Source organism: Agrobacterium genomosp. 13 str. CFBP 6927 (genome assembly GCA_900012615.1).
In the GTDB taxonomy this organism is placed as follows: domain Bacteria; phylum Pseudomonadota; class Alphaproteobacteria; order Rhizobiales; family Rhizobiaceae; genus Agrobacterium.
On sequence record LT009757.1, the window covers coordinates 134,649 to 147,281 of the forward strand.

Genomic DNA, 12,633 nt, shown 5'->3' on the forward strand with positions numbered 1-12,633 from the left:
CATGGGCAGCATTTCCCTTCAGAACGTGTCCAAGCTCTTCGGTGAGGCGAAAGTCATCCCGTCGATCGATCTCGATATCAACGACGGCGAGTTCGTCGTCTTCGTCGGCCCGTCCGGCTGCGGCAAGTCCACGCTTTTGCGCCTCATCGCCGGGCTGGAGGACGTCTCCGGCGGCAAGATCGTCATCGACGGCAATGACGCCACCGAAAAGGCCCCGGCCGAGCGTGGCCTTGCCATGGTGTTCCAGTCCTATGCGCTTTATCCGCATATGAGTGTCAGGAACAACATCGCCTTCCCGCTGAAGATGGCCAAGCTCGACAAGGCCATCATCGATAAAAAGGTCGAGGATGCAGCCCGGGTGCTGAACCTCACCGATTATCTCGAACGCCGGCCCTCGCAGCTGTCGGGCGGCCAGCGCCAGCGTGTCGCCATCGGCCGCGCCATCGTGCGCGAACCGAAAGCCTTCCTGTTCGACGAACCGCTTTCCAACCTCGATGCGGCGCTGCGCGGCACCATGCGGCTGGAAATCTCAGAACTGCACAACACGCTGAAGACAACGATGATCTATGTCACCCACGACCAGGTGGAAGCCATGACCATGGCCGACAAGATCGTCGTCTTGAACCGCGGCAATATCGAGCAGGTCGGTTCGCCGATGGAGCTTTACCGCACCCCCGCCAACCTCTTCGTCGCCGGCTTCATCGGCTCGCCGCGCATGAATCTGGTGACCGGCGACTACGCCCGCCAAAAGGGCGCCGCCACCGCCGGCGTGCGGCCGGAGCATCTGGTGCTGTCGAAGGAAAGCGGGCTCTGGCAGGGCAAGGTCACCGTCGCCGAACATCTCGGATCGGATACCTTCCTGCATCTCGAGGTCGACGGCATCGGGCCGATCACCGCCCGCACGGACGGCGAGTTCGAATGCAAACACGGCGATACCGTCTTCATCACGCCGGATGAGACCAAGATCCACAGGTTCGATGAGAAGGGTGTGGCGATCTAGGTGCTGGCTTTCACAAGGTTTTTCCATTCACAGCGGACCCTCAGGCGCGTGAACGAAAAATCCTGTGAAAGCTCACATCCAGCCGGAGCCTCCACAATAGACGACCGAAGGGCAATCTGATGCCACGGTTGGCGCGTTTGCGAAGGTTCTCAACGTTTCCAGCTTTCCGCCGTTCCGGCTCAAGGCCGGAATGACGGAGGTGGATGTGCAACCGCACAGGAAATCTTCCTGCCGAGTACTATGCCAAACCTCACGCCTCCACGATCCTGACGCCATTCCTGTCGAAGACATGCAGCCTTTCCTGCGGGAAACCGACCCGCAGGGATTTACCCGGTTGCAACAATGCCCGGTCTGACGAAAACAGCTTGAAGGGCAATCCATGCACGGTGAGGTGCAGGATGACGCCGAGGCCGGTCGGCTCGACCAGATCGACCGTCGCTTCCACACCGCCTTCAGCCGGCGCTACGCTGACATGTTCCGGGCGGATGCCGAGCGTGACCGGCTCGCCATCGGCGAGGTCCACTTCACGGCCGAGCGCCAGACGCGTGCCGTCACCCAGCACGACGAAACTGCCGCCATTCTCCTGCACGAGCCGTCCTTCGAGGAAATTCATGCCCGGCGAACCGATGAAACCGGCGACGAAAAGATTGGCGGGGCGGTCGTAAAGATCGAGCGGCGCACCGATCTGCTGCACATGGCCGGCGTTCATGGCGACGATACGTGAGGCAAGCGTCATCGCCTCGATCTGGTCATGGGTGACGTAAACCGAGGTTGCGCCAAGATCGGCATGCATGCGCTTGATCTCGGCCCGCATCTGCTCGCGCAGCCGGGCATCGAGATTGGACAGTGGCTCATCGAACAGGAAGGCCTTTGGCTGGCGCACGATGGCGCGGCCCATGGCGACGCGCTGACGCTGACCACCGGAGAGCGCCTTCGGGCGGCGGGCGAGATAGGGATCGAGACCGAGCTTGGCCGAGGCACTGGAAACCGCCGCAGCGATGGTTTCCTTCGGGCTGCGGCGCAGCCGCAGACTATAGCTCATATTGTCGGCGACGCTCATATGCGGATAGAGCGCATAGGACTGGAAGACCATGGCGATATCGCGATCCTTCGGCCGGCGATCATTGACGCGTTCGCCGTCGATGGACAGGTCGCCGGATGTTATCTCTTCAAGCCCGGCGATCATGCGCAGCAGCGTCGATTTTCCGCAGCCGGATGGGCCGACGAGGACGATGAACTCGCCATCCCTGATATCAAGATCGACGCCATGCAGCACGGCGAGGTCGCCATAGGTCTTGCCGACATTCTTCAGCTCGATGGAAGCCATGGGATTATCCTTTCACCGCGCCGGCCGTCAGGCCCTGCACGAGATAACGTTGAATGAGCAGGAAGAAGAGGCAGGCCGGAATGAGCGCCAGAACGCCCGCCGCCATCATCTGCCCGAAATCGACGGAGAATTTCGAAACGAAGGTCAGAAGGCCAACCGGGAAAGTGGCACTCTGGTTGCCGGAAATCAGCATCAGCGCAAACAGAAGCTCGCTCCACGCGGCGGTGAAGACGAAACCGAGCGTCGCGGCAATGCCCGGCAGCGTCAGCGGCAGGATGATCTGGCGGAAGGCCGTAAACCGGCTTGCCCCGTCAATCATCGCCGCCTCTTCCAGATCCTTCGGAATGCCATCGAAGAACGACTGCATGAGGAAGGTGGCGAAAGGCACGTTGAAGGCGGTGTAGACGATGACCAGACCCGTCAGGCTGTTGGTGAGGCCGAGCGGCGACAGCATCTTGAAGATCGGCGCGACCAGCATGACCAGCGGAAACATCTGGGTGATCAGCATTAGCGCCACGATCCAGTATTTGCCCTTGAAGCGGAAGCGTGACAGCGCGTAACCCGAGAGCGATGAGAGTATCGTTACGGCAATTGCCGTGGAACCCGCGACGATGACGCTGTTCTTAAAAAACGTCGGGAAGGCACTGTTTTCTATGACGAAACGATAGTGATCCCATGTCGCCCGCGACGGCCACATCCTGACACCTTCGCTATAGAGCAGATCATTCGGCGTCACGGACACCTTGAGCAGCCAGAACAGTGGGAACAGTGCAAAGGCGATATAGGCAAGGATCGCCAGACGATGGGCAAGGGTGAGAAATATCCTTGATGTCATCGGTCAGTCCTTCTCGATCAGGCGCTGGCGCAGCAGCACGATCAGCATGGAATAGGCAAGGAGCAGCACCAGAAGCACCAGCGCAATGGCCGAGGCATAACCGAAATCCAGACGCCGGAAGGCCTGGGTGAAGATGTAGCTGGCGACGATCTGCGTGCGGTCGGCCGGCCCGCCATTGGTCATGACGATGATGAGATCGGCGAAATTGGCGATCCAAACGGTGCGCAGCAGGATGGTGATGGCGATGGTGGGCGCCAGAAACGGCAGGGTGATGGAGGTGAAACGCTGCAGCGGGTTTGCCCCGTCAATTTCCGCCGCCTCATAAAGATCGCGCGGGATGGCCTGAAGTGCGGCAAGCAAAGTGATGGCGAAGAAGGGAATGCCCCACCAGACATTGGCGATGATCGGCCCCCACATGGCAAGCTGCGGATCGGCGAGGATATTATTGGGCGCGGAGAGAAGTCCGAGCGAAACCATCCAGTGCGGCAGCGGCCCGATGACCGGGTTGAACAGCCATGCCCAGTTGAGACCGGCAAGGAAAGTCGGCACGGCCCATGGCAGGAACACCAGCGCCTGCGCCAGCCCCCTGCCCGCAAAGGGTTTATCGAGCAGCAGCGCCAGAATGAGGCCGAAGAAGAATTGCAGGAAAACCGAAGCGCCGGTCCACCACAGCGTGTTTTTCAGCGCCCGGTAAAAGGCCGCATCCTGCGACAGCGCCTCCAGATGTTTGAGGCCAACAAAACCGCCGGAAAACGGATTGAGCAGCTGCACATCGCGAAAGGCATAGGAGAGGCCGAGCACCAGCGGCACCAGCATGACCGCGACGATGAGCACCAGCACGGGCGCGCTGTAAAGCCAGGGTTCGGCCCAATCGGCAAACCGCCGCATCGCGGGCTTGCCAGCCGGTTTGCGCGCAGCCACCGGCCCGGCGCCATGGGCATAGGACATTGTATCGCTCCCTGATCGGACGACGGAACGGACGGGTTTTCCAGCCTCTCGGCTTACCGATCCGAAAAATTGCGAGGAAAAGGCCTGTCGCAGCGAAGGCCGGCAAGACCGCCGCACGGGCATTTGCGCCCGCACGGCCGGTCAATGTCGTTACTTCGAGGCCAGGAACTTCTGCTGCGCCTTGGTCATGTAATCAGCCCATTGCTTGGCAAGGTCTTCCGGCGTGATGTCGCCGAGCAGCGCTTCCTGCGATGTCTTGATCACAAGCGAATCCTTGAAGAAGGCGAATTCCTCAAGGTAGGTCGGCATTGTCGTCGGCACGGCGTTCTTGTCGGCCAGTTCATCGAACCAGCCCTTGAACTGCTCGCTGGCATAGAAGGGGTCCTTCTCCGCCGACTTGTGCACCGGCAGCGCCCCGGTCTTCTTGTTCCACTCGATATTGCCTTCCGGCCCTTCAAGCGTCTCGATCAGCTTCCAGGAAAGGTCCTTGTTTTCGGATTTCGACATCATCGACCAGCCGGCGAAACCGATCGTCGGGAAGGTCTTGCCGTCAGGTCCCTTGGGCATGGTCATGACGCCGAAATCTTCCGGCTTCATGCGCTGGGCGATGGCGATAAGCGCATCCGGATCCTGATCGAGGAAGGCGCAGGTGCCGGAATAAAAGCCGGCGACGATTTCGTTGAAGCCCCAGTTGACGCTGTCCTTCGGCGCATAACCGTTCTTGTAGAGATCGACCACATAGGTCAGGCCCTTCACCCAGCCGGGGCTGTCGAAGGTGGAGGTGCCGTCCTTGGTGAAGAACTCGTTCGAACCGGCCATGGATGCGCCGAACATGACCCAGCCGTTAAGGCCGCCCGGGCCGCCGCGCAGGCAGTAGCCCGATTTGCCGGGAAGGGCTGCGACCTTCTTGGAAGCATCGGCAAATTCCTCGAGGGTCTTCGGCGGCTCCTTCACGCCTGCCTGTTCCAGCAGTTTCTTGTTGTAGAACATGGCGCGCAGGTAGAAACCATAGGGCAGCATATAGGCCGTGTCCTTGACATCGCGGCCGAGTTCCAGCGTGCGCTCGCTCAGGCCCGCGGTGTGCTCCCATTTGGCAAGATAAGGCTCAAGGCTCTCGAGCATACCGTTATTGGCATAAAGCGACAGCCATGTGTCGGGCATTTCCATCACGTCAGGAATATCGCCGGCCGAGACCATGGTGGCGAATTTCTGGAAGGCTTCGCTCCACGGCAGGGAGATGATTTCCACCTTGGTGCCGGGATTGGCGGCCTCGAATTTCGAAACGATGCCTTTCAGTGTTTCCGTCCGCTCGGGACTTGTGATGACCTCGACCAGTTTCAAGGTCGTGTCCGCGAGCGCCGTTCCGGTCATCAGGGCGGTGAAGATTGCTGCTGTTACCAGTTTTTTCATGTCGTTCTCCCCTTTTTTGTCGTCAGTTTAAAAACGCGTCAGGCGGCGGTGGCCGCCTTGATCGCGGGTTCGAGATCGTTCCAGAGGGCTTCCGTGCCCTCCAGCCCGACATGCAGGCGCACCGAACGCGCGCTGATGCCGAAGGTGTGGGCGGAGTTTGGCTGCGCCTTCTGTTCGAGCACCACTTCGCCGGGGACGATGAGGCTTTCATGCCCGCCCCAGGAAACACCCAGTTTGAAAAGCTTGAGGCGGTCGGCAAAAGCGCGCACATCCACCCCTTCCTTGAAGATGAAGGAAAACAGGCCCGAGGTACCGTGAAGGCCGGGCGGCAGGCGGTTCGCCAGCCCCGGGTGGCAGACCTTCTCCACCACATCCAGCGCCTGCAGGCGGGTTGCGACCTCAAGTGCCGAGGCCTGATGCGCCTTCATGCGCAGCGGCAGGGTGCGAAGCCCGCGAATGAGCAGCCAGGCATCGAAGGGCGACATCTTGCCGCCGAGATAGGGATAGGTTTCCGCCCGGATGCGGTCGATCATCGCCTTCGAACCGGCCACCACACCGGAAACCACGTCGCTGTGACCGCCCAGATATTTCGAGGCGGAATGCACGACGAGATCGACTCCGAGCGAGATCGGCTGCTGGAAGACCGGGCTTGCCCAGGAATTGTCGATGACGGTGACGGCGCCATGCCGCTTGCCGATGGCGGCAAGCGCACCGACATCATGCGCCTCCATCACCCAGCTCGTCGGGCTTTCCATGTAAAACAGCTTTGCGCCCGGCATCGCCTTTTCAACCGCCGCCTCATCGCGGCCGTCGACATAGGTCACTTCGATATTCATGCGCTGCATGAAGGTGCCGAACAGGCGGAATGCATCGGGATAGACATGGCGCACGGCGACGATCCGGTCGCCCGGCGAAACGAAGGACAGCACGGTGGAGGAAATGGCCGACATGCCGCTTGCAAAACCGAGCGCATCTTCGGCCCCTTCGAGCTTCGCCAGCATCTCCTCAAACAGCCGCACGGTGGGGTTCAGCCCGCGCGTATAGACCGGCCGCACCTTTTCGCCGCGATAGGTGGAGACCATTTCGTCATAGCTGGAAAAGGTGAAAAGCGAGGTCTGCACGATGGGCGGCACCACGGCCTCGAAGGCGTGGGCCTCGTCATGCGCAACGATAAATGAGGCGGGATCGAAGAGATCGTTGCCATGGTTCATTTCGACATGTCCTTGATATCCTCCTCGACGACAGCGAGGATTTTCAGTGTTTCTTCACGCGCACCGGCCGCATCGCCGGCGGCGATGGCGTTGAACAGCGTGCGGTGAAAGGGGAAGGAGCGGCCGGCAAAATCCGGGCGGTCGAAGGGCTTCGACCAGAAACGTTCGAAACCTTCGCGCATCTGCTCGAGAAGCTGCTTGAACAGCGTATTGTGGGTGGCGTCATAAATCGACAGATGGAAGGCAAGGTCGGCCTTGCCGGAAGTGCCTTCGGCCAGATGCACCCGCTCCATCTCATCGAGCCGCGTTTCCATGATGGCGATATCCTCTGGCGTGCGCCGGCGCGCGGCTGCCATGGAGGCCTCCACTTCGATGCCACGCCGTACCTCCAGCGTCATCAGCAGCGCATCACGCAGGCTTTCGGCATCGATGGAAATCGGCATATGCACGGTGGCGGCGGAAATCGGCTTCAGCAGATAATTGCCGCTGCCCTTGCGGCTGTCGATAACGCCGAGCGCCTGAAACTTGCGAATGACTTCACGGATGGTGGAGCGACCGACGCCCAGCGCCGCCATCAGTTCCCGCTCCGCCGGCAGCCGGTCTCCCGCCTTCAGCCCTGCCCGCTCCACATAGTCGGAAAGCGCGGCCTCGACCTGGCGCACGCGGTCGCTCGGTGGAATCGGCTGCATGAGTTCCCGGCTGGACCTGTCCAAGACGCATCCTCTAAATTGGTCTGACATCTTACCATTTCAAACGGGATGGCGATTGTCAACCGGCAAGCGGCCGTGCGTGCACACCATTCGTTCGGCGTCGCGAAAGAGTACTGGCGCAACCGCTCGATACGGAAAAAGGTCGAGACCGGGGATGGCTGAAGTGAAGAGATTAATGCGCCGAATCACGGCGACTGACGGCCGCCGGCTAAGTCACCGTCGCGGAGGAAACTGCACGCGCCAAAGCATCGGCATGCTCGTTGCCGACAGTGCCGGAATGCCCTTTGCACCATTCTACAACCACATGGGGATGCCGCTCCAGCAGGCTGTCGAGCTGCTGCCAGATTTCCCTGTCGGGGATCGGTCTTCGGCGGGAGCGCTGGTTGGGCGTGATCCGCTTCCAGCCGTTGTTACGCCAGATCGCCCTATATCGACGGCAGCCTTCGATGACATGAACCGAATCCGTCCAGAGCGTAACCGCCCGCGTTGGCGCATCGGCGGCGATCCAGGATAGTGCGTTGAGGACGGCGAGGACCTCGAACATATTGTTCGATGATCCGACCGCCCTGCCCGAGGCGGAATGAATTTGATGGCCAGCATCATGAACGACGAACGCCCATCCTCCGGATCGGGAAGCATCATCGAAGGAACCGTCGGTGAAGATGTGAAGCGCATCGGACATGAGGGGGCTTTGTAGCACCGATATGAAAATCGCTAAAGGAGCGCTAGTGCTTTAACACGAAAAGCAGAGAGGGCAGCGCAAGCCACCCTCCCCTAACTCACGATGAATGAACGGAAATCACTGGCTGAGGACAGCCGCCTTGATCGTATCGATATTGTGGTTGATCATGTCGATATAGGTCGCGGCCGGGCCATCGGCCGTGGAAAGCGCGTCGGAATAAAGCGTACCGCCGACCTTCAGACCGGTTTCACTGGCGATCTGGTCGATCAGCCGCTTGTTGGTGATGTTTTCGACGAAGATTGCCGAGGCCTTGTCGTGCTTGATCTGGTCGACCAGCTTGGCGACATCGGCCGCCGATGCTTCTGATTCCGTCGAAACGCCTTCCGGCGCCAGGAATTCGAGGCCATAGGCATGCTCGAAATAACCGAAGGCATCATGCGAGGTGATGATGACGCGTTTCTCCGGCGGAATGGCGGCAATCTCGGTCTTCACCTTCTCGTTCAGAGCAGTGAGCTTGGCGACATAGGCTTCCGAATTGGCGGTGTAAGTGGCGCAACCCGCCTTGTCGACCTCGCAAAAGGCGCCGGCGATGTTCTTCACGTAGATTTCCGCATTCTTGATCGACTGCCAGGCATGCGGATCGAACTCGCCATGATGGTGGTGCCCCTCATGGTCATGCGCCTCAGCGGATTCGTGCTTGTGACCCACCTCCTCTGCCTTGTGGTCGTGAGCTTCCTCTTCTTCTGCCTCCGGATGGGCGTGACCGGCCGGCTCGTCGGAAAGCTTCAGCGGTTCCACGCCCTTGGTCAGTTCCACCACCGGCGCCTTGGTGCCGCTGGTGTCGATCAGCCGCTTCAGGAAGCCTTCGAATTCCAGACCGTTGACCAGCACCACATCCGCCTTGCTGACGGCGACGGCATCGGCCGGGCGCGGCTCATAGACGTGCGCATCGCCATCCGGCCCGACGAGCGTGGTGATCTCGACCCGGTCACCACCGACGTTCTTCGCGAAATCGGCGATGATCGAGAAGCTGGCCACGACCTTGAGTTCGGCGGCGGAGGCCTGCGCCATCAGGACCGGGGAGAGGGAAAGAAGGCTGGCGCAGGTGGCCAGACGGAAGGTTTTGAACATGAATGGTTCTCCTTTTTCAGACGCTGTTTTCAGGCCGTTCTGTGGCGGCCGGAACCGAGAAGATCGCTGAGCACGCCGCGCGTGCCGACGAGGATGGAGAGCGCATAAATGACGCCCGCGGAAAGGATGATCGCCGGGCCGGACGGCAGCGACGCGTGATAGGACAGAAGCAGGCCGGCAAAGCAGGACACCATGCCGATGCCGATCGAAATGAAGCACATGGGCGCGACGCGGTTGGACCAGAAGCGGCTGGCTGCCGCGGGCAGCATCATAAGGCCCACCGAAAGCAGGGTTCCGAGCGCCTGAAAGCCACCGACCAGATTGAGCACGACGATGGCGAGGAAGAGGAAATGCACCGGACTGCCCCAGTTGCTGACCGAACGCAGGAACAGGGGATCGAGGCATTCCGCCAAAAGCGCCCGCCAGAACACCGTCATCACCAGCAGCGTGGCGATGCAGATGCCGCCGATCAGGCCGAGCGCCTCGTTGTTCAGCGCCAGAACCGTGCCGAACAGCACGTGCATGAGATCGACGCTGGAGCCGCGCCACGAGACGAGCAGCACGCCGAGCGCCAGCGAAATCAGATAAAAGGCGGCAAGCGAGGCATCTTCCTTCTGGATGGTGAAGCGCGACACAGCACCCGCACCCAGCGCCACCAGAAGGCCGACAACCAGCCCGCCGATGGTCATCGGCAGAATTTCCAGGCCATAAAACAGAAAGCCGACAGCCGCCCCCGGCAGGATGGCGTGAGCCATGGCGTCACCCGTCAGGCTCATGCGGCGCAGCATCAGAAACACCCCGACCGGCCCGCAACTGATGGCCAGAATCAAGGCCCCGGCCAGCGCCCGCTGCATGAAGGCATATTGAATGAAGGGTTCGATGAAGATATCAGCCATGGCTATTCGAATTCGCGTGGGAATGGGCGTGAGAACGGGCTGGCGGCACCGGTGGACTTGCGTGGAGCAAGCTCGCTGCCGGCGTCTCGACCGGTTCGCACCAGGGCGCATTTTCCTCCCACGCCTCGTGGAAATGCCGCGCCTGCCGGATATTGTCCGCCTTCAGCACATCGGCCGTTGGACCAAGTCCAACGAGCTTTCGTGCAAGGAACAGGGTCTGGGGGAAATGCTGCCGGACCAGTTGATGGTCATGAAGAACGGCCAGAACGGTCCGCCCCTCCGCGACCCACGCCTTGATCAGAACCAGCAGGTCAGACACGGTCCGCTCATCAACGGCGTTGAAGGGTTCATCCAGCAGGATCAGCTGCGCGTCCTGCAACATGGCGCGGGCGAACAAGGCGCGCTGCATCTGGCCGCCGGAGAGCGAGTCGATATTGCGTTTTTCAAAACCGGAAAGCCCCACCGCCTCCAACACATGGCCCATTGCCGCCCGATCCTCGGCACGGTGGCGGCCGAGCAGGCCGCGTTTCGGCCAGAGGCCCAGCGCGACGAGATCCCGCACCTGCGCCGGAAAGGACCGGTCGAGTTCCGATTGCTGCGGCAGATAAGCGACGGAAACGCCTAAACTCACCCGGCACTCGCCGCCGAGCGGCTTCAGAATGCCGGCGATGCCCTTCATCAGCGTCGATTTTCCCGAGCCATTGGCGCCGACGACCGCAGTGAGCGATCCCCTGGCGATATCGCCATCCAGATGATGCACCGCCGCGCGGCCGGCATATCCAAGCGTCAGATTTTTGAAAACAAGGCACGGATCGCTCATCGATCCCTCCGGGGCAGGATGTCATTTGATGGCCCTTGATATGTAATGTTATTACATTCGTCAAACGAATACGTAATGAAATAACATTAACTTTAGGAAAGGTGGGTGGGTGCACCGAGCCACCTCCACCCGACACGCAATTTTTCGGCAGCCAGTTGACACGCGACGCCTATGTAATGTTATTACGTTACACAAGAGAGACACTGTGGCGATGCCCAGTCGCTCCCAAACCGCCTGCCGGGGCCGCCTGGACGTCCCCGCAACCCGCGCTGACAAACGAGGTCTTCATGTCGAAAAAACTTCCCGTCACCGTGCTTTCCGGCTTTCTCGGCGCCGGCAAGACAACGCTTCTCAACCATATTCTCGCCAATCGCGATGGTCTGCGGGTCGCGCTGATCGTCAATGACATGAGCGAGATCAATATCGACGCCGCACTGGTGCGCGATGGCGGCGCCAATCTTTCGCGCACCGAGGAGCAATTGGTGGAAATGACCAATGGCTGCATCTGTTGCACGCTGCGCGACGACCTGCTGACGGAGGTGCGGGCGCTGGCTGAACAGGGCCGCTTCGATTATCTGCTGATCGAATCCACCGGCATTGCCGAGCCGCTTCCGGTCGCCGCAACCTTCGATTTCCGCGATGAGAACGGCCGCAGCCTGTCCGATGTTGCGCGGCTGGATACGATGGTGACGGTGGTGGATGCCGCCAATCTTCTCAACGACTACGGTTCCTCCGACTTTCTGGCCGACCGGGGCGAAACGGCAGGTGATGGCGACAACCGCACCATCGTCGACCTTCTGGTGGAACAGATCGAATTTGCCGATGTCGTCGTTCTCAACAAGATCGGCACCGCCACACCGGAACAGCGAGACGCCGCCCGCAAGATCATTGTCGGGCTGAACCCGGATGCGAAACTGATTGAAGCCGATTTCGGCAAGGTGGCGCTGAAGGAGGTTCTGGGCACGGGGCGTTTCGATTTCGCCAGGGCCGAAGAACACCCTTTGTGGTTCAAGGAATTGCACGGTTTCAAGGATCACATTCCCGAAACCGAGGAATATGGCATCCGCTCCTTCGTTTATCGCGCCAAAAAACCCTTCGACCCCGTGCTGTTCCAGCGTTTCATCGATCGTGCCTGGCCCGGCGTGGTGCGTGCCAAGGGCTTCTTCTGGCTGGCGACGCGGCCCCGTTATGTCGGCGAGATCAGCCAGGCCGGCGCATTGGTGCGCACCGGCAGGATGGGCCTGTGGTGGTCTGCCGTGCCGAAGGAACAATGGCCGCGCGAAAAGCAGTTCCTCGACATGATGAAACCCTATATCGACCCGGTCTTCGGCGACCGCCGGCAGGAGATCGTCTTCATCGGTTCCGATCCGATGAGCGAAGCACGCATCCGCGCCCAGCTCGATGCCTGCCTGATCGACACCGAGGCCTTCACGCCGGATGCATGGCGGCACCTGCCCGATCCCTTCGCAAGCTGGGACCGGCAGGCGGCTTGATTGCCCTCACCGCCCGCATCAAGATGAGCGGATGCCTCTTTCGCCTTCTCCCCGGCGGGGAGAAGGTCGCGGCAGCGGGATGAAGGGGCAAGGGTGCAGTTTATCGCCGGCGTTGCCCCCTCATCCGACCCTTGGGGCCACCTCTCCCCGCAGGGGAGAAGAAACCGGCC

At 60.8% G+C, this 12,633-nt stretch carries 12 protein-coding genes; 2 read left to right on the forward strand and 10 right to left on the reverse strand.

Going from position 1 to position 12,633, the window contains the following annotated elements:
- Position 1 precedes the first annotated feature (1 nt).
- Positions 2–1,000 (forward strand): ABC transporter ATP-binding protein, encoded by a 999-nt coding sequence (locus AGR13A_RS15005; RefSeq protein WP_080837074.1) that lies wholly within the window; start codon positions 2–4, stop codon positions 998–1,000.
- Positions 1,001–1,250: 250 nt separating this feature from the next.
- Here AGR13A_RS15005 and AGR13A_RS15010 read toward each other — a convergent pair whose 3' ends face one another.
- The 10 genes from AGR13A_RS15010 to aztA form a co-directional block, all read right to left on the reverse strand.
- Positions 1,251–2,327: an ABC transporter ATP-binding protein gene (locus AGR13A_RS15010; RefSeq protein ID WP_080837076.1), complete on the reverse strand. Its 1,077-nt coding sequence runs from the start codon at positions 2,325–2,327 to the stop codon at positions 1,251–1,253.
- 4 nt (positions 2,328–2,331) lie between these two features.
- Entirely contained in the window at positions 2,332–3,162 is an 831-nt protein-coding gene (locus AGR13A_RS15015; protein WP_035228147.1) for a carbohydrate ABC transporter permease, read from the reverse strand.
- A 3-nt stretch (positions 3,163–3,165) separates the two neighbouring features.
- Positions 3,166–4,110, reverse strand: a complete 945-nt coding sequence (locus AGR13A_RS15020) for a carbohydrate ABC transporter permease (RefSeq protein WP_003525091.1) — start codon at positions 4,108–4,110, stop codon at positions 3,166–3,168.
- A 150-nt stretch (positions 4,111–4,260) separates the two neighbouring features.
- Entirely contained in the window at positions 4,261–5,520 is a 1,260-nt protein-coding gene (locus tag AGR13A_RS15025) for an ABC transporter substrate-binding protein (RefSeq protein WP_035228149.1), read from the reverse strand.
- A 38-nt stretch (positions 5,521–5,558) separates the two neighbouring features.
- Complete coding sequence (locus AGR13A_RS15030) at positions 5,559–6,731, reverse strand: PLP-dependent transferase (RefSeq protein ID WP_035228151.1); 1,173 nt, start codon at positions 6,729–6,731, stop codon at positions 5,559–5,561.
- Positions 6,728–7,420 carry a FadR/GntR family transcriptional regulator gene (locus AGR13A_RS15035; RefSeq protein WP_035228153.1) on the reverse strand — a complete coding sequence of 231 codons (693 nt, stop codon included), beginning with the start codon at positions 7,418–7,420 and terminating at the stop codon, positions 6,728–6,730. Before AGR13A_RS15035 ends, AGR13A_RS15030 begins: the two co-directional genes overlap by 4 nt.
- Before the next feature lie 229 nt (positions 7,421–7,649).
- Positions 7,650–8,123 (reverse strand): ribonuclease H family protein, encoded by a 474-nt coding sequence (locus AGR13A_RS15040; protein ID WP_080837078.1) that lies wholly within the window; start codon positions 8,121–8,123, stop codon positions 7,650–7,652.
- 117 nt (positions 8,124–8,240) lie between these two features.
- Positions 8,241–9,254, reverse strand: a complete 1,014-nt coding sequence (gene aztC, locus AGR13A_RS15045) for a zinc ABC transporter substrate-binding protein AztC (RefSeq protein WP_080837080.1) — start codon at positions 9,252–9,254, stop codon at positions 8,241–8,243.
- A 29-nt stretch (positions 9,255–9,283) separates the two neighbouring features.
- The gene (gene aztB, locus AGR13A_RS15050; protein WP_080837082.1) at positions 9,284–10,150 is read right to left on the reverse strand and encodes a zinc ABC transporter permease AztB; all 867 of its coding nucleotides are present in this window, start codon (positions 10,148–10,150) and stop codon (positions 9,284–9,286) included.
- Entirely contained in the window at positions 10,143–10,970 is an 828-nt protein-coding gene (gene aztA, locus AGR13A_RS15055) for a zinc ABC transporter ATP-binding protein AztA (protein WP_080837083.1), read from the reverse strand. The genes aztB and aztA overlap by 8 nt, the downstream gene beginning before the upstream one ends.
- A gap of 287 nt (positions 10,971–11,257) precedes the next feature.
- Here aztA and zigA point away from each other — a divergent pair, with 287 nt between their 5' ends.
- Entirely contained in the window at positions 11,258–12,463 is a 1,206-nt protein-coding gene (gene zigA / locus AGR13A_RS15060) for a zinc metallochaperone GTPase ZigA (protein ID WP_080837085.1), read from the forward strand.
- Positions 12,464–12,633: the final 170 nt, after the last annotated feature.

Coding starts and splice junctions, on each gene's coding strand:
- AGR13A_RS15035 (WP_035228153.1), bottom strand. CDS start 7,420: ATGCAGCCGATTCCACCGAGCGACCGCGTGCGCCAGGTCGAGGCCGCG.
- AGR13A_RS15005 (WP_080837074.1), top strand. CDS start 2: ATGGGCAGCATTTCCCTTCAGAACGTGTCCAAGCTCTTCGGTGAGGCG.
- AGR13A_RS15020 (WP_003525091.1), bottom strand. CDS start 4,110: ATGTCCTATGCCCATGGCGCCGGGCCGGTGGCTGCGCGCAAACCGGCT.
- AGR13A_RS15025 (WP_035228149.1), bottom strand. CDS start 5,520: ATGAAAAAACTGGTAACAGCAGCAATCTTCACCGCCCTGATGACCGGA.
- aztB (WP_080837082.1), bottom strand. CDS start 10,150: ATGGCTGATATCTTCATCGAACCCTTCATTCAATATGCCTTCATGCAG.
- aztC (WP_080837080.1), bottom strand. CDS start 9,254: ATGTTCAAAACCTTCCGTCTGGCCACCTGCGCCAGCCTTCTTTCCCTC.
- zigA (WP_080837085.1), top strand. CDS start 11,258: ATGTCGAAAAAACTTCCCGTCACCGTGCTTTCCGGCTTTCTCGGCGCC.
- AGR13A_RS15015 (WP_035228147.1), bottom strand. CDS start 3,162: ATGACATCAAGGATATTTCTCACCCTTGCCCATCGTCTGGCGATCCTT.
- AGR13A_RS15040 (WP_080837078.1), bottom strand. CDS start 8,123: ATGTCCGATGCGCTTCACATCTTCACCGACGGTTCCTTCGATGATGCT.
- AGR13A_RS15010 (WP_080837076.1), bottom strand. CDS start 2,327: ATGGCTTCCATCGAGCTGAAGAATGTCGGCAAGACCTATGGCGACCTC.
- aztA (WP_080837083.1), bottom strand. CDS start 10,970: ATGAGCGATCCGTGCCTTGTTTTCAAAAATCTGACGCTTGGATATGCC.
- AGR13A_RS15030 (WP_035228151.1), bottom strand. CDS start 6,731: ATGAACCATGGCAACGATCTCTTCGATCCCGCCTCATTTATCGTTGCG.